The organism is Nitrospira sp. (assembly GCA_037045225.1).
Taxonomy (GTDB): Bacteria; Nitrospirota; Nitrospiria; order Nitrospirales; family Nitrospiraceae; genus Nitrospira_A.
Window position 1 is genome coordinate 867958 of record JBAOHZ010000009.1, and the last position, 16942, is coordinate 884899.

A 16942-nucleotide genomic window follows, 5' to 3' on the forward strand; every position below is an offset into this window, starting at 1 on the left:
GGGGCGAGGAGGAGAACAAGCGACAACCTCTCAGGCTAGGAACGCTCTTGCCACGAACGCACACGTCGAACGGTGATGATACCCTCAACCCGCTCAATCGCCTTCAGTACCCGAGCCAGATGCGCCGTGTCCATGACTTCGATGATGAAGTCCAGCATCGCCTTCCGATCCTCGCGGGTCGTAATTTCAGCGCGACTGATATTCGCGTGGCATTCAGAGATGGCCGTCGAGACATGCGCCAACACTCCGGTCTTGTCCACGGCAATCACCGAGACTTTGACGGAATGCGTACTGGGAGTGGAATGGTCCCACTCGACTTCAACCAGACGATTCTTGTCGTAATCCAACGCCTCGAGATTGGGACAATCAACGGTATGAATCGTGAGCCCACGCCCCCTCGTGATATAGCCCAAAATACGATCTCCCGGCACAGGGTTGCAGCAGCGGGAGAGTTGCATCAACAAATCCCGCGCGCCTTTGACTTGCACCCCGACGTCACCGGTCCGTCCGATCGGTGGTTTCGGCGGCGCCGGCGTCTCGAGAGCAACCGCCGGACCGCCCGCCGCGACGGGCAGATCGATTTTACTCATCACCTGCGAGGTCGGCAGGTGGCCGAAGCCAACGGCGGCAGCCAACTCCTCCGGGGTCTCGTACCCCACCTGCTTGGCCACGACAAGGAGTTGTTCGGACCGCATCATCTGTGCCGGGGCCAAACCATGCCGGCGAAATTCGGCTTCCAGCAACCGTTTGCCGATCTCGATACTCCGGGTTTGCTCCTCGGCTTTGATCCAATGTTTGATCTTGGTTTTAGCCCGCGAGGTCCGGACAAACTTCAACCAGTCCCGATGAGGCGTTTGGTTCGCGGCGGTCAGAATCTCGACCATGTCCCCGCTCTCCATCATATGTTTGAGCGGGACAATCTTGCCGTTCACCTTGGCCCCCACACAATGGTCGCCGATTTCGGTGTGGACGGAATAGGCAAAATCAACCGGCGTAGAGCCTTTGGGCAATTCCTTCACCATGCCCTGCGGGGTAAAGACGTAGACCACATCGTGAAAGAGATCGAGCTTGACCGAATCCATAAATTGACGATTGTCGGGCAAGTCCTGGTTCCATTCCACGAACTGTCGCAACCAGCTGAAGACCTTGCCGTCCTTCTCGTCGATCCGTCCGTGCTCTTTATATTTCCAGTGGGCGGCGATGCCCTGCTCCGACACACGATGCATTTCCTCTGTACGGATCTGAAACTCGACATGTTCGCCCTTGGGACCAACGACGGTGGTATGCAACGACTGATACAGGTTGGATTTGGGAATGGCGATGTAATCCTTGAAGCGGCCCGGCAAGGGTCGCCACAGCGAATGGATGACGCCGAGCAGGGCATAACAGTTCATCTTGATGTCGGTAATGATGCGCAGCGCGGCAAGGTCGTACACTTCCTCAAACGAGATCGACTGTTTCTCCATCTTCTGGTAAATGCCGTACAGATGCTTAGGCCGCCCGGAGACTTCCCCTTGCAGTCCGGCCTCGGCCATGGCCTTCTTGACCAGATCGATGACCTCCACAATGTACTGCTGCCGGTCCTCATCCCGCTTCGCCACCCGCACACGCAGCAGTTCGTACACATCCGGCTTGAGATGTTTCAGGCAGAGATCTTCCAGTTCGTTCTTGATCCAGCCGATCCCCAGCCGATTGGCCAGCGGCGCATAAATCTCCAGCGTCTCCTGCGCAATCTGCTGCCGTTTCCCCTCGCTGAGATACTCCAGGGTCCGCATATTGTGGAGTCGATCCGCCAGCTTGATGAGGACGACACGGATATCGTCCGCCATCGACAACAGCATCTTGCGAAAATTCTCCGCCTGCTTTTCCTCGTAATTCCGAAACGTAATCTTGCCGATCTTCGTCACGCCGTCGACCAGATGCACGACGTCTTTGCCGAAGCGCTGTTCCAATTCCAACGGGGTGGCCAGCGTATCTTCCAACGTGTCATGGAGCAGGCCCGCGACAATGGCCGTCACATCCGTCTTCAGATGAGTCAGCAACCCGGCGACTGCCAGAGGATGGCGAAAGTACGGCTCCCCGGACCGACGCATCTGGCCTTCATGCGCCTTGGCCGAGAAGTCGTAGGCCCGGCGAACCAAATCGAGATCAGCCTCAATATTGTAGCTCTTCACGCGATCGAGCAACTGATCGAGTTCTGTCACTGTCTCGTGCGGCATGATTACGATACCTCACCGCTCATACGGAGCGCCTTGATACGCAACTGCACCCGATCGTATCCGTTCCAATGATTCCGTTCAGGGCTGAACGCCAGATCGACCGGTCGGCCGGACCTGAGTCCTAGCTCCTCATATGACCCCATGCGAAAGCCGATGCTATCGAAAATAAACGATCGCCCTTGCCGCACACGCAACTTCAAATGCTTCTCGCCCACGACGCGCGCATCTACCACATCCAGCCCACGTACCGCTAAGGTCGGCTCGGGATTACCGGCGCCAAAGGGGTGCAGCGATTCAAGCTCCTGGATCAGATCGAAATTGACATCCGTGAGTTTCACTTCGGCATCGACGTGCAGGGTCGGAACCCTGCGCGTACTACCGGCCCACTGGGCCGCCACGTCACAAAACCGCCGGCGAAACTCCTCCAATCGTGACGCCTTGAGAGTCAATCCGGCGGCACTCGGATGACCGCCATACGCCTCCAGCAGATCCTTACACTCCGACAATCCCTGATACAGATCGAACCCCTCCACCGTCCGGGCCGAGCCCTTGCCCACCCCTTGATCATCGATCGCAATCACGATGCTCGGACGATGGAATCGATCCACCAATCGAGCAGCGACAATGCCCACGACCCCCAAATGCCAGTCGCGCGAGCCCAGCACGATCGCTGCGGCCGACGCCTCATCCTTTAACGAGGCAGCCGCCTCCTCGGTGATGCCTTCTTCAACCTGCTGCCGCTGTCGATTCAACTGCTCCAACTGTTCGGCGATTCGCATGGCCTCCTGATCTGAATTCGTCGTCAGCAACTGGACACAGAGCATCGCGTGATCCAGCCGACCTGCGGCATTCAGCCGAGGGCCCAGACGAAAACCAATGGTCTCGCTGGTACAGTCCTTCGCAATGCCGGCCACTTGCTTGAGCGCACGAAGTCCACAGCGAGCCCCGCGCGTGATCTGCCTCAGACCTTCACGCACCAGGATTCGGTTCTCGTCCTGGAGCGGCACGATATCAGCCACCGTCGCCAGGGCCACCAAATCCAAGCAGGATTCAGGATCCACGTCGCCGGATCCATACCGCTGCTGGTACGCCGACACCACCTTATACGCCAACCCCGCGGAGCACAGCCCCTTGAAGGGATAAACGGCATCACGCCGATGCGGATTGAGCACGGCAAGCGCGGCCGGCATCGTGGCATCTGTTTGATGGTGATCCGTCACGATCACATCCATGCCGAGTTCTTTCGCGACCGCAATTTCATGATGTGATGTCGTGCCACAGTCCGAGGTGACAAGCAGCGTAACCCCCTTCTGCGCCAACCGGCGAACCGCCCCCTCGTTCAACCCGTACCCTTCACGAACTCGGTGAGGAATGTAGCCACAGGCATTTCCGCCGAGACCTTGATAGAACGACAAGTAGAGGCTTGTGGCCGACACCCCGTCCACATCGTAGTCGCCATAAAAACAGACCTGCTCCTCACGAGAGAGGGCCGCGTGCAGTCGCTCGACAGCCGGCTCGATATCGGGCAGCAAAAACGGATCGTGCAACCCACCCTGCACGCTGGACATCCAGCGAGTCGCTTCACCCGGAGTCGTCACCCCACGCGCGAGCAACACCGACGCCGTCACCGGCGAGATCGAAAGCTGCCGCGCAAGCGTATTCTGCAAGGCACTATCGAACGCTCGAAACACCCATAACTTTTCCTGCATGAAGCCTCTATCTTTGCCTGAAATAATCAGAAGTTACTAAGCAGCGAGGGAATGGTATCGAGTCATCGTTTCTTTGTCAAACGGGGTCCGTGAGACGAGAGCGACGCGCGACACCGTCAAGGTTCAGGTGAGCGACCAGCGCTTCGGGAGAAAAACGAGACGGACCGGGAGGGGGGCATAAAAAAGGGAGGGGACTATTCCCCTCCCTTTTGCACGTAGTTCTTCACGAATTCTTCGGCATTTTTTTCGAGTACGTCGTCGATTTCATCGACCAACTTGTCGATGTCCTCTTTCATCTTCTTCCCTGACTCGACGACCTTTGGATTCGGCTTGACCTCTTCCTTCTGATGGGACTCTTTCCTGGATTCCGGTCTCCTCTCCTGTTTCTCCATCGGAGCACCTCCAGTCAATCAGCACGTGCAGCACGTGTCACCAACCATCCACTCTTTCTCACCATACTCTAGGGTCGTCGAACGCGTCAAGCCAAGGAAGAGATCCAGTGCGGCCTCGCGCCCATGATGAAGCCGGCCGTATCAACGAGGCCTCTCCACGTACCTCTACCGCTATTTCACAATGAGCGAGACGATCAGCAACGCGACAATATTGATGACCTTAATCATCGGATTGATCGCCGGCCCAGCCGTGTCCTTATACGGGTCGCCGACCGTATCCCCGGTCACAGCCGCCTTGTGGGTATCAGTCCCCTTCAGTCCCTGTTCTTCGATATACTTCTTCGCGTTGTCCCACGCGCCACCACCGCTGGTCATGGAGATAGCCACAAAAAGCCCCGTGACGATGCTGCCGACCAAGACTCCACCCAGCGCCTGCGGGCCAAGGATCACCCCCACCAGGATCGGAGCCACCACGGGAATCAACCCTGGGATCATCATCTTCTGAATCGCAGCTTGCGTGACAATGTCCACGCAGGTCCCATACTCGGGTTTGCCCGTTCCCTCCATGATGCCTTTGATCGTCCTAAACTGACGCCGCACCTCTTCGACAACCAGCCCGGCCGCCTGGCCGACCGCTTTCATACACAATGCGCCGAAGATGAACGGCAACATCCCGCCAAGGAACAGCCCGACGAGCACCAACGGATTCGAGAGGTCAAAGGTACTGGCTTGAGTGCCTTTGGCCACTTCACGGGCGAATTCGGCAAACAGCACCACCGCCGCGAGCGCGGCCGAGCCAATCGCATACCCCTTGGTGACCGCCTTCGTCGTATTGCCGACCGCGTCGAGGGGATCCGTAATGTCACGCACCTCCTTGCCCAGATGTGCCATTTCGGCGATCCCGCCGGCATTGTCCGTGATCGGGCCGAACGCATCGATCGCCACCACGATCCCTGCCATCGAGAGCATCGACACCGCCGCCACCGCGACGCCATACAACCCTCCTGAGTCCGCCCCGCCGCAGATCCAGTAGCTACCCAGAATCGCCGCGCCGATCACGACCACTGGGGCGGACGTCGCCTGCATGCCCACCGCCAGACCGGCAATGATGTTGGTCGCGTGACCCGTTTCGCTGGCCTTGGCGATATCCTTCACCGGCGCGTAGTCCTTGGACGTGTAATAGTCGGTGATGAACACCAAGGCTAATGTCACCGCCAGCCCAATCAACGCCGCCAGGTAATAATTCATCCCGCTCACGCCGCCGACCCCGTCCATGATCTTCGAGGTAATCGGGAAAAATGCCACGGCGGCAATGCCACCGGCCACGAACAATCCTTTGTACAGGGCCGGCATGATTTCGCCGCCCGGGCCCACCTTTACAAATAAGATACCGATGATCGTCGCGAAGATCGTCACACCACCCAATGCGAGTGGGTACAGAATCGGCGCACTGACCCCCTTGAACATCGTGAAGGCCAGCACCATCGCGGCCACGGTCGTCACCGCATAGGTTTCGAAAAGGTCCGCCGCCATACCGGCACAATCGCCAACGTTGTCGCCCACATTGTCTGCGATGACCGCCGGATTGCGAGGGTCGTCTTCAGGAATACCCGCCTCCACCTTGCCGACCAGATCCGCGCCCACATCGGCCGCCTTGGTGTAGATGCCGCCACCGACACGCGCAAACACGGAAATTAAACTGCCGCCAAAACCGAGGCTGAGGAGCGCATGAATAGCTTTCTCTTGTCCGGCTATCTGGGAAGCCAGCGTGTAGAACCCGGTGATGGCTAAAAGGCCCAGCCCGATCAACAACAGGCCCGTCACCGCGCCGCCGCGGAATGCCACGGTTAACGCGGCATTCATCCCGTTGTGCGCCGCTTGGGCCGTCCGCACATTCGCCCGAACCGCAATGATCATGCCTACATACCCAGCGAGCGCCGAGGCCCCGGCGCCGATCAAGAATCCGATCGCCGTCAACATGCCGAACTTATCCGACACAGCGCCAGCGCCCCAGAGCACTACAAACAACACGGCCGCCACCAGCCCGACCGTCTTATACTGCCGATTCATATACGCGCCGGCGCCCTCCTGAATCGCTTTTGCAATTTCCTGCATCTTCGCATTCCCGGCATCGAGCTTGAACACCCACATGGCAAGATACAACCCATAGGCAATACCGGCCACCGCCGCACTCAGAGCAAAGGTCACAATCGCTGAGTCGCTCACAGTATTCTCCTCCTGTGTACAGAATGGTGAAACTGAGAATCCAGCTCAAATGTCTAGGTGAAGACCCCGTCGCGCACATGAACCAGTCACGGACAACGGTCGACGAATGTTACAGAGGCTCCGTGGATGACCCCATCGCGAGCGATACCGCAGCAGGAAGAAGCGCTGCAGGCCCGACAACAGACACGGCTACGAACGGCCGAAAAGTGGCGCCATTCTATAGCGAGGTCGGAATCGGATCAAGACGAAAGATCGGTGCCGTCACGGGTTGGAGGTGTACACCATCGGCCAACGCGCCGACGGTGGCTGTTTGCGGAAGGATGGCGACTTTGTTATAGTGCGCGCGAATTGAGGAGTGCGTGATGGGATTTGCGCCGGAATATATCTTGGTCGATCAGCAGAAATTCAGCAAAGCCAAGCTGTCGCTGGACAATCATGTGTACAAGAACTGTGAAATCGATGATTGCGATGTGTACTACAGCGGCGGACAGTACGAATTGATCGACACGCACATCACCAACTCACGACTCATCCTCAATCACCCCGCCAAAGGCATCTACAGCGCCATTCAGATCTTTAAGATGAAGTCCCCCGGTTCCAGCATCGTCTCCGAGTGATCCACATCTCGTAACACGTCGTGTCTCAGTTGTGACCGTCGGAAATTCTGCACGGACAGGAGACGCACCCCGAAGAACGGGGCGCTACCTGGAGACAGGAACGTTCTCGCTGAACTTCGCGATGGGGATGGATTGAAACACCGGATCCTGTGCGCCTTTAGAGGATTCCGCTTCAATGCGCTGCAGAAAGGGAGCCGGCCCGGTCACGGGAGCGTAACTGAGAATGGCCTCGACGTCGAACGTCTTGGTGTCCTTTGGCGTCGCAAAGGTAAACGTTTCCAGTCGCCTTTCTTCCGGCTTGAGCACCGTTTCTTCCAGCACTTTCACGGCCTCAAAGTCGAACACCGTCTTCTGCCCCTTGGCGTCGGCGTATGTACGGCCGTACAGGCGTTTGTCGCTGAACACCGTTTTCAGGTTCTTGCCCTTGATCTCTAACTCCAGCACGACGCCGGCCCACCCTGGGTGAGTGGTCGGCAAATTGTGCGGGACCAGGCTCTGCACAGCCACGGTCACGGTGGTCTTGTCCCCTTCAACTTTGGTCAAGACTTCCAGCTTGGCCGCTTCTTGCCTCAGTTGGCCGATGCGGCCAGGGAACGTGTGGTTCGCCACTTTGCGTTTCGCCTCTCCGTTGGCTGATTCGCCGACCTGTTCCGGCATGTGACAGGTCTGGCACTCCTTTCCCGATTTCACGGCTTTGCTCTGGTCCCAATTCCCCAGCAGGTCGTTGCTCTTACCGAGATCCACCGCAGCGGGGACAACCTGGTGGCAATTGAGGCACAGATCCGACTTGTGGAATAAGCCTATTTCCATCGATTGATGCGCCAGGTTCTGCGCAAAGTCTTTGTACGGCCCGTACATCGTCTTGCTGCCGAGATCGTACTTCGGCTCAGGCGGCTGTTTTGTCCGATCGACTTGCTTGATGAGGTGACATTGCACACACGCAACACCATCGAGTGACGGCTCACCGGATTGGGCCTGAGTCACGAACAGTTGCGCATGGTCGGCAAATTCACGAATATGCGGGGCGTGGCAGCGGAAACAGAGGGCCTTATCTTTCCCTGCAGAGGCAGTCAGATAGGCATCGAGGGCGGCTCGAAACGTCGGCGTATGAATCGAGCGCGAGAGCGGCGACGTCTCCCACTCTTCGAACACCCGCTCATGACAACGCTTGCACTTGCTCGAACTGGGAAACGATTTTTCGATCGTCGCTTGGGCCTTGGCGTCCTGGGCTAACCCCTGTTGCACGCCGTAACTGACCATGGCCACCATCAGCAGCACCAGACCGATTACAATTCCCTGCAAAAGCCCGCGTCGATTCTTCACCGTCGGCATCTCCTCCGCACAGGGCATACTCCTCACTGCCTGCGATGCACGGCACACTGCAAGGAAGCTTAGAGCGATTTGGCCCGATAGGTCAGCATCCGAGGCTGAATGTATTCCTCAATCACCTTTTTCGCGGTCGCCCGCTCCTGATCATTGGCCAGGGTCGCCAGATACTTGGCTTTGAGCTCCGCGTCCGGCTCCGGGATCAAGGCGTAACTGAGCACCACCTCAATCGTTGCCGGCGTCCCACCCTCCTTCACGGCCTGGGAGAACGGAACACGGCGTGTGTTGCCGCCCTTGATGAACGGGTCCGGAATCGGGCCGCGCAAAATCTTGTCGTAGGGAAGGCCGAATTGTTTCGTGTCCTCACCCAACACATTCCCTTGCGCATCCTTGATCGTGATCGAGAGGAAGAACTGCTTGAGCACCGGATCACCGTCGGGAAAACTATGCGGCAAGCTGCCGACCTTCACCAGCACAGTACCTTCCACTGCCGCTCCGGACTTCGTGGCGTCCACATCGATACGCGGCATCCACTCTGCCTGCAGATTGCGGTTCTTCAGCAACGTCCCCGGAATGACCACCCCGCGGAACCAATGGCGGCCGATTGCGCGAGTCATCGCACCGCGCTTCGACGTGGAACTCCCCGTGGACGGCTCCATATGGCAATCCTGACAGATGGTCCCTTGGAGGATCTCACCGGGCAAATCCTTCTGTGTGACATCCTTCACTTTGTCGAAATGACAGGAGGTGCAGAAATTCGCGCCACGAAACAGGGGCAACTGCGTGGCCGGATGCACCAGATTCTCTTCCGGATCAGCATAGGGCCCAAACAGCATGTCGCCCGGCTGCACCTTGTAGGTCGGAGGAGGCTGCGGCGTCGTTTCGACCGCGTTAATCAGGTGACAGGACGCACACCCAATCCCCTCGACCTGCGGCTTGCCGGACAGGATTTGCGCGCTGATCTTCTCGACATGCTGCGGGAAGACCGTCACGGCCGGCGCATGACAGGACAAGCAGCGCTGCCGTTCCTGCATCGTCGGGTTCGTCTGCATCCACATCCCCAGTACCGTCCGGAACACCGGCGATTCGAATGACGTGCCATGCAGCAAGGCCGCGTCCACACGCCCGAACGATTTCAGGTCCGGGGTCTGCTCGCGCATCCCCTTCCACTCTTCGTAGTGACGATCATGGCACTGCTTACAGTCTTCCGATCGGATGAAGATCTTTTCGATCTCAGCCACCCAATCAGCCGGCGCCTGTCCATCAGACTTCTGCGCGATCGCCCGTTCGTGGAAGGTGACGTTCAGCAGGGCCAGGACCAGCAGCAACCCACCCATCACCCATGTTTGAATCGATCGTCCCTTGTCGTTCACGCTGCACTCGTACCCGGTTCTGATTTAGTCCCGCTTGCATCCGACGAAATGAAAGTTCACACCCCAGCCCACCGGATCACCCGGATCTGCCGGTTCATAGGTCCCGACGGTAAAGTTACACTCTTTCATGGCCGCCTTAACGGCCTTCCCGAAATCGATCAGGTTGCGGACTTCCTTCTTGTCAATCTCCTTGATGACCGACCGCACCTTGATCCCCGCATAGTCTGCCCTGGAATTGCCGATCACTTCGAACACGGCCACACCTTCAGGCCGTTGCAACTTGAGTTCCTTCTGCACCTCTTCATCGACTTCGCCGACGGCAATCCCAAACTCTTCCCCGAGTTGAATGGCTTCCTCGACCGTCATCTCGCCGTTCGCACCGGGACCTGCCTCGGCCTGGCTGCCCCAGCCCATTGCGGAAAGCAGGACCCCACACACACAAAGAGCCCTTCCGAGAGAAAGGGCTCTGTTCAGGATCGCGCGATTCTTCTGGGACATTCCCTCCAACGGTCTCGCCTCCACATCCTGCCGACTGTATCATCCTACCAGGAAGAATTACGTCTTTGTGATCGGATCGAGCGCGAGTTGAAACCAAGGGGCAATGGCTTTCTGTCCGTTGCGCTCTTTGTTCTCCCCGTTCCACACCGCAAAAGACACAGCCTGGATACGCCCCGGAATCAGCTTGGCTTCATTCTCCTGCTCTTCACTCGACAAGGGCCGACGCATCACGACCCGCCACGTGCCGTCTTTCCAGGTGGCTTTTCCCTGGACGCGTCCCTGCTTCTCCTTGGTGGTCAGGGTGCTGAAGCCGCCGCCGATCAAATCTTCCACCGAAGACGCCCGCCGCGGAATCACCTCAAAGCGCCTGGGTTCACCGCTTCCGGTCTTGTCTTTTTCGGTGGTTCTGGACGCACGCCGGTCGATGTCGCTCTGCCAATCGGCCTTCCAATGCCAGATATTGATGTAATGATCCAGCTGGCCCATACAGAAAAATGCCGGCGCATCGCCAAGCGGTAATCCCAACGCCACGCCGTCACGGAAGGTACCCGGCGTCAAACGATCGTTTTTCGTATTGTCCTGCCATTCCAATAAGAAGGCGATGTCGGTTCCGTTATGCACGGCGCGCACGGACAACGCGTGGGCCGTCGGCTCCGGCCACACCGGACGGGTAATCACCTGCCCGCTTAAGGGCAACGTCATAGGCGCAATTTTCTGCCACAGAGGATCTTCAGGAGCGACCGGGATGTCTCCTGTAATCGCCTGTGCACGGATAATCATGCCTTCTGAGCTGACGATGGGGATACCGAGACCACCCAGAACGAGGGCGAGAACAAACAGGCAGGAGAGAAGTGTCACTAACCGAGTGCGGGATGTGTGAACCGATATCATTCGCCTCATGTCCCGACGCAATCCGCTAACCGTGAAAACCCCCGCACCCAGTGCGCGCGCGGGACGCTGAATCCGCCACTCCAATTACCACAGTTTGGCGCGACGAATCTTATTTTCACCCCGCTCACAGATGTACAGATATCCCTGCGTATCAAGCGTCAGCCCCACCGGAGAATTCACCACCGCCTCGATGGCGAGCAGACCATCGCCGTGCTTCAGCGCACCGGCGGCATCTTTGGCAACAAACCGCGCGGCACCGCAGCCGCCCATGTTCTTATCATCGTACCCGCTGTCGCCGTTGCCGGCCACCGTACTAATGACGCCCGTGTCGGCATCCACCTTTCGAACTCGATGGTTGCCGGTATCAGAGATATAGGCGTGATTGTGTTGATCGAAGACGATGGCTTCCGGCGCGTGCAACATCGACTTCGCCGCCGGCTTCCCGTCTCCATCATATCCGTACCGGCAAACACCGGCGAGGGTAGAAATCAGCCCGGTCTTACGATCGATTTTGCGCACTCGATTGCTGCCTTTGTCGACGATGTATACATCACCGGCATTGTCGACGGCGATCCCGACGATATCATACAACCGCGCCTCCAAGGCCGGACGACCATCATCGAGGTACATCGACAAACTCAGACCATCCGAACAAACCGGCATCAGCCACCCGTTATCATCACTGAAGTCGATTCCAATTGCGTCGCCGGACAATACGACCAGGTTACGTGCCACCAATGGCTGCTCCCGGGCCTCATCTTCCGCGGTCCAACTTCCCGCGATGGTTTCCACCAGACCGGTGCGCGAGTCGTACCGACGAATTCGGTGCGCCTGCGTATCCGCGATATACATGACGTCGTCCGCGTCGAAGGCAATCGCCGCAGGCCAGGTCAAATTGACCTCTAGCGCCGGGCCGTCGCCATTAAATCCATGCTCACCGGTGCCCACGACCGTCGTGATCGTTCCAGTCTCACGATCGATTTTTCGAATCCGGTTACTTCCTGAATCACAGACATAGAGATCGTTGCGGGAATCGCAGACGATATCCAACGGCAGATACAGGCCGGCTTCTCCGCAAGGCCCTTCATCGCCGCTGTAGCAGGTCTCGCCAATGCCGGCAAAATTATGGACGGTGCCCTCTGTGAGACTGACACGACGAACCCGGTCGCTGCCTGATTCGGCGAAGTACAGCCAGCGTTCGTCTCGATCCAGTGCGACATGGTGCGGAAGGGGAATGCCGGCTTTGACAGCCCGCTTGCCGTCTCCCGTGCTTCGCGCCTTCCCGTTTCCGGCAAAGGTTTCGATATATCCGACCGCTAATTGAACGTCCGTTTCCATAACTGTGTCAATCCGTTCTATGCTGGGCCCATGGTGGGAACAAATGCTATGCGCGCGCGGCCGGAGGCGCTGCGGCGACCGGCTGCTCAACAACAGGCGTCGGCATCGTCACCGGCGTCGGGGCCTGAATGGCCTGTGCCTGCAGCGGTTCGGCCTGCTGAGCCTGCGCTTGCGCCTGGGCCTCAGCCTCGATCGCATCCGCCTCATGGACGGATTTCTTAAAGCCCTTGATCGCCTTGCCGATCCCCTCACCAAGCTGCGGCAACTTCCCTGCCCCGAAAATAATCAGCACGATAAACAGGATCAGAATCAACTCTGTAAAACCAAGACTGCCAAACATGGTGTGTCTCCTTTGCTCACATGTTCAGGATGCGGCTCCCTCTTTGGCTTTCTTCGCGAATCGTTCTTTCAAGCGCTGACGAGCCTGTTCGGCCTGCTCGAACATCTTGCACTTGTCGTAGACGCTGATCAAGTTGTAGTAGGCGAGGGGTTCGTCTGGACTGTGCTCCACCGCACTTTCCATAACCTTGATCGCCAAATCCGTCTTCCGGTGATTGAGAGCGATTTCCATCAATTTGAAGCTCGCCTCCAGATGCTTCGGATCTAACTCTAAGACACGAAGATAGCACTGGATCGCCATGTCCATGGTGTTGTAATCGGAGACTTGTGGATTGTCGAGCTCCACGTACACACCGGCGAGATTGTACCACGCCATCGGATCGTCGGGCGTGATCTCGACAAGCCGCTCGTAGTAATTCTTCGACTCCATGTACTTTCGCTTATCCGCCTGCACGCGGCCGAGATTGAACAGCGCGAGCACATCATAGGCATGCACATCGAGCGCGCGCTTGAATTCAGCTTCAGCCTCGTCGATCATCCCCTTGGTCGCATAGATGGTCCCGAGGTTGGAGTAGTACATTGCGAGCGACCGATTCATCTCGGTCCGGAGCCCCTCCGCCATCTCGATCGACTTTTTCACTTCGGTGAGCGCATCGTCAAGGCGGCCCTTGCTGAAATACAACTCTCCCAGCCGGCACCGTGCCTGAAAATCGTCCGCTTCGGTACTGAGCAGTTTTTCGATTTCCGCAATTTCTTCATCCGGGCTCAACGGTTGATCGCCAGGATCCACCGCCGCACTCCCCTGCTCTGCTCCGCCTGTCTGTGTCTGTTCATCCATAACAACGTATCCTAATCTGGGTGACTCATAAGATTAAATTTGTCCACCAACGAGAGATTCCTGCGTGCCGACAAGGGGTGGCCTGGTCACCGCCGCCTGTTCCGTCAGCGCACCTTTGGGACGGTCGAGCGTCAGTAACATCACCCCGAGCACCACCATCAGCGTCAAACTGGAAAATAACAACGCATAGCCGGCGATAAACATCAACGCGAGGCCGTATCCCGCCAGACGCCCCATCGACACGAGCCTGATCACGGTGTACGACCAACAGAGCAGCCCTGCGACATAAAAGGCAAAGGGCAGATAGAAGGTATACCCCATGCCCATCTGAAAGATCCAGCTGATCCCCTCCCCGGCTTTCCGGATGGAATTGGCCAACACCGGATTGTAGAGCCCCAGGAAATAATCCATAAACAGCAACCCAAAGAACACCACCGCCGAAACGGCACCGAACCAGATTGCGCGTCGGCGCTGCTGCCGGTTCCTGGTTCGGAACGACACCCCGCGCCCATAGGCCCAGAACACCAGGATGCTGGCAAGCACCATCAACGCTTCGCCGAGACGATTGGCCTCATACACGAACGGCGGGGCCGCAATGACCCCCATCCACCCATAGGCGGTGGAGAAAATTTGATAATAGAGCCACCCGGATATGCCGAAGTAATACACCACCCCCATGACTCGCTTCGACCACTCCTGTTGCTGCGAGAGATACTCCAACATCAATGCAGTGAGCGCAATGAGGGTCACGATATTGTAGACGATAGCACCCAGCATGGCCGGCGGCACAATCAAGAAAGAAACCGTGAGGATCAGCAGAAGCGCCACACTGGGAATCGTAACGGCATTAAATCCCGTGATCCCCCTGGTACGAGCCCGATTGACCAACAGCACCACCAAGGCCAGAAACACAAAGATTGCAACGACATTCAACAGGGCGAACCCCACGGACGTCAGCACCTGGAAGATCGTCCCCACCCACTCATGCTGGGCCGCAATCTTGCTGATATGCATGCCGAGCCGGGAGACTAGCCGATAGAGGACGAGCTCGAAAAACCCGACGAACAACACCACCTTGATGGTGTATTCGAACAGCAACCCCTGATCTTCAACCCGTCCGGTTGTCCGTTCGACGGCGGCGGCTCCAGCAGACATCTCAGCCCCCTGTGCAAAACGTTGATGATAATCCTCTGACCACAACCGGTCAACGCCGCAGGGCAGCCTGCGCTGATGACCGCACGAACACTATGAGCCGGTCGGTTGTGGCACTTGCAACGCTTGCGACTTGGCCCGGGCGATATAGAGCAACCCATCGGCCATGGAATAGTTAAACGGTAATTCGCACACCACTTCGCTGATTTTTTCGTAGACCTGCTGATAGAGCTGCTCGGACTGAGCAGGCGTCATACCTTCCTGCACTTCAAAAAAGAAGCCCAGGCTGAGGTCTTCGGTCGCCGGCCGCATGATACGCCTGATCCCGTAACTCCCCGGATCACTCATGATCGGCGCCTCTTTCTCCAGATCGAACAGACAGGGCTGACAGGAGAATCCATAGGATTCATGGAGCTTCTTATTCCCCACCACGAAGTTCATGGTCTCAAGCGCTTCTTCCTCTTTCTCCGTGGGGAACCCGACGATCACATAACAATGCACGGCAATCCCAAGATCGACGCAGTCATCGACGATTCGGCGAACGGATTCCTGCTTGATCCCCTTTTTCATGAAATCCATGACTCGCTGATTAAAGGATTCCAGTCCGAAGACGATCTTCAAACAGCCAGCATCTCGCATCTGGCCAAGCAGTTCGCGTGTCAGATTCTTTTCGAACCGCAATTCGCAGGTCCACTTCACATTCACCTGTCGATCGATCATCTGCTGGCATAGGCGTTTGGTTGGAGAGAGCGCGAAACATTCGTCGGTGAAGAAAAATGATTGCGCGCCATAGCGTTCTTTCAACCAAACCAGATCGTCCACCGTCTTACCCGGATCACGCTGTCTGAAGTTCTGGTGATCCAACGTGAGGGCGCAGAACGCGCAATCTTTGTAGTAGCAGCCACGTGAAAATTGGACTGGCAGGACAGGCTCTGGAGACAAATACAGATCCAGTGGAAAGCCGTCGTAATTGGGCGCGGTAAGCTGATTGATATTTTCGGAATAAAAGGGCTGATTAACAGTAATTTTGCCGTTCTGGCGATAAATCAGATTCGGAACCTTGCTGAAATCCCGCTTGCCGTCCATCTGGTGTACCAGCTCCAGCAGAGCGGTTTCGCCTTCAAACACGACGAAGTCATCAACCAGATCGAACAGCCAAGGGCAACGCCGAAGATTATCGACCAGCCGGGTAAAGATACTTCCGCCAACCGTCACATGCAGTTCCGGCGCATGCTCCTTGATCAGTCGGCACAGCGTAAGACCGGGAATAATTTGCGAGGTCGCGGTAATCGAGACACCGACCAGATCGGGGCGATCAGCCAAAATGGACGGCAACACATGTTCGCGGAAGAGGCTGATATAGGGATTCTGCCCTTCGTCGCGAATGGCCTTGATCAGGTCCTTCGACGAGTAGATCGAATAGTCGCCGAATTGGTTATCGACCACGGTCATCCGAGTCGGAAAATACAGAGAGGACAATACCTCGAGCCATTTATCGATCAGAAAGAGGCTATTGCGGTAGGCCTCAATATCGTAAAATCCTTCTCCCCGCAGCGTCTCTTTTGCCAACTCAATTCGCTCGAACAAATACGGAAACCGGTCCAGCGATTCGATCACACGAGCCAGCTGCTCCGCACTCCCGGGCCCGGTCTCTCCGGTACGCTCCCGCTCGAGATTCTTCTGCTTGGCAACGAGTTGCTGATAGAGGTCATGCGCAAAGGACTGCGTCAGCACCTTGTCCAGCAACTCAATACCGAGATCGCGCTGCGAGACGTCCCTCACGCCAGCCTGAGTGAGGAATCCGGTCAATGATGGAAGACTGAGGTAGGGCTGAGACGGGTGCCACGTAGGAGGAAACAGGAGTGAAACTTTCATAGGATTATCTTTATATTAAGCAGGAAAATCAGTGTTTTCAGAAGAGTTGCACCGTATCGGTTTATACACTCCGCTCAAGTCCGAATGCAACCCTCCGCCTCTCGCAGTGCGAGAAATTTAGATCACTCAGCGGGAAACATTCTCTCCCT

General features: G+C 57.2%; 14 protein-coding genes. 1 reads left to right on the forward strand and 13 read right to left on the reverse strand.

What is annotated here, in order from left to right; genetic code table 11:
* Positions 1-35 precede the first annotated feature (35 nt).
* The 4 genes from V9G17_04885 to V9G17_04900 form a co-directional block, all read right to left on the reverse strand.
* Complete coding sequence (locus V9G17_04885; GenBank protein ID MEI2751917.1) at positions 36-2219, reverse strand: bifunctional (p)ppGpp synthetase/guanosine-3',5'-bis(diphosphate) 3'-pyrophosphohydrolase; 2184 nt, start codon at positions 2217-2219, stop codon at positions 36-38.
* 2 nt (positions 2220-2221) lie between these two features.
* Positions 2222-3928, reverse strand: coding sequence for a single-stranded-DNA-specific exonuclease RecJ (recJ, locus tag V9G17_04890; protein ID MEI2751918.1), 1707 nt, complete (start codon positions 3926-3928; stop codon positions 2222-2224).
* A 194-nt stretch (positions 3929-4122) separates the two neighbouring features.
* The gene (locus tag V9G17_04895; protein ID MEI2751919.1) at positions 4123-4320 is read right to left on the reverse strand and encodes a ubiquitin-like protein Pup; all 198 of its coding nucleotides are present in this window, start codon (positions 4318-4320) and stop codon (positions 4123-4125) included.
* A gap of 171 nt (positions 4321-4491) precedes the next feature.
* The gene (locus V9G17_04900; GenBank protein ID MEI2751920.1) at positions 4492-6546 is read right to left on the reverse strand and encodes a sodium-translocating pyrophosphatase; all 2055 of its coding nucleotides are present in this window, start codon (positions 6544-6546) and stop codon (positions 4492-4494) included.
* Between the two features lie 362 nt (positions 6547-6908).
* Here V9G17_04900 and V9G17_04905 point away from each other — a divergent pair, with 362 nt between their 5' ends.
* Positions 6909-7163 (forward strand): hypothetical protein, encoded by a 255-nt coding sequence (locus V9G17_04905; GenBank protein ID MEI2751921.1) that lies wholly within the window; start codon positions 6909-6911, stop codon positions 7161-7163.
* An 84-nt stretch (positions 7164-7247) separates the two neighbouring features.
* Here V9G17_04905 and V9G17_04910 read toward each other — a convergent pair whose 3' ends face one another.
* From V9G17_04910 to V9G17_04950, 9 genes are all read right to left on the reverse strand, one after another.
* A complete protein-coding gene (locus tag V9G17_04910; GenBank protein ID MEI2751922.1) occupies positions 7248-8486 on the reverse strand; it encodes a multiheme c-type cytochrome in 1239 nt (412 codons plus the stop codon).
* A 68-nt stretch (positions 8487-8554) separates the two neighbouring features.
* The gene (locus V9G17_04915; GenBank protein MEI2751923.1) at positions 8555-9862 is read right to left on the reverse strand and encodes a multiheme c-type cytochrome; all 1308 of its coding nucleotides are present in this window, start codon (positions 9860-9862) and stop codon (positions 8555-8557) included.
* A 24-nt stretch (positions 9863-9886) separates the two neighbouring features.
* Positions 9887-10300, reverse strand: coding sequence for a PDZ domain-containing protein (locus V9G17_04920; protein ID MEI2751924.1), 414 nt, complete (start codon positions 10298-10300; stop codon positions 9887-9889).
* A 117-nt stretch (positions 10301-10417) separates the two neighbouring features.
* Complete coding sequence (locus tag V9G17_04925; protein ID MEI2751925.1) at positions 10418-11140, reverse strand: ethylbenzene dehydrogenase-related protein; 723 nt, start codon at positions 11138-11140, stop codon at positions 10418-10420.
* 195 nt (positions 11141-11335) lie between these two features.
* Positions 11336-12589 (reverse strand): hypothetical protein, encoded by a 1254-nt coding sequence (locus tag V9G17_04930; GenBank protein ID MEI2751926.1) that lies wholly within the window; start codon positions 12587-12589, stop codon positions 11336-11338.
* A gap of 46 nt (positions 12590-12635) precedes the next feature.
* The gene (tatA, locus tag V9G17_04935; GenBank protein ID MEI2751927.1) at positions 12636-12929 is read right to left on the reverse strand and encodes a twin-arginine translocase TatA/TatE family subunit; all 294 of its coding nucleotides are present in this window, start codon (positions 12927-12929) and stop codon (positions 12636-12638) included.
* Positions 12930-12953: 24 nt separating this feature from the next.
* Entirely contained in the window at positions 12954-13766 is an 813-nt protein-coding gene (locus V9G17_04940; GenBank protein ID MEI2751928.1) for a tetratricopeptide repeat protein, read from the reverse strand.
* Positions 13767-13799: 33 nt separating this feature from the next.
* Positions 13800-14921, reverse strand: coding sequence for a hypothetical protein (locus V9G17_04945; protein ID MEI2751929.1), 1122 nt, complete (start codon positions 14919-14921; stop codon positions 13800-13802).
* Positions 14922-15011: 90 nt separating this feature from the next.
* Positions 15012-16793, reverse strand: coding sequence for a radical SAM protein (locus tag V9G17_04950; GenBank protein ID MEI2751930.1), 1782 nt, complete (start codon positions 16791-16793; stop codon positions 15012-15014).
* Between the last annotated feature and the right edge of the window lie 149 nt (positions 16794-16942).

Excerpts from the sequence above, each read along its gene's own strand:
- V9G17_04885 (MEI2751917.1), bottom strand. The coding sequence starts at position 2,219 with ATGCCGCACGAGACAGTGACAGAACTCGATCAGTTGCTCGATCGCGTG.
- V9G17_04895 (MEI2751919.1), bottom strand. The coding sequence starts at position 4,320 with ATGGAGAAACAGGAGAGGAGACCGGAATCCAGGAAAGAGTCCCATCAG.
- V9G17_04925 (MEI2751925.1), bottom strand. The coding sequence starts at position 11,140 with ATGATTATCCGTGCACAGGCGATTACAGGAGACATCCCGGTCGCTCCT.
- V9G17_04945 (MEI2751929.1), bottom strand. The coding sequence starts at position 14,921 with ATGTCTGCTGGAGCCGCCGCCGTCGAACGGACAACCGGACGGGTTGAA.
- recJ (MEI2751918.1), bottom strand. The coding sequence starts at position 3,928 with ATGCAGGAAAAGTTATGGGTGTTTCGAGCGTTCGATAGTGCCTTGCAG.
- V9G17_04950 (MEI2751930.1), bottom strand. The coding sequence starts at position 16,793 with ATGAAAGTTTCACTCCTGTTTCCTCCTACGTGGCACCCGTCTCAGCCC.
- V9G17_04930 (MEI2751926.1), bottom strand. The coding sequence starts at position 12,589 with ATGGAAACGGACGTTCAATTAGCGGTCGGATATATCGAAACCTTTGCC.
- V9G17_04940 (MEI2751928.1), bottom strand. The coding sequence starts at position 13,766 with ATGGATGAACAGACACAGACAGGCGGAGCAGAGCAGGGGAGTGCGGCG.
- V9G17_04905 (MEI2751921.1), top strand. The coding sequence starts at position 6,909 with ATGGGATTTGCGCCGGAATATATCTTGGTCGATCAGCAGAAATTCAGC.
- tatA (MEI2751927.1), bottom strand. The coding sequence starts at position 12,929 with ATGTTTGGCAGTCTTGGTTTTACAGAGTTGATTCTGATCCTGTTTATC.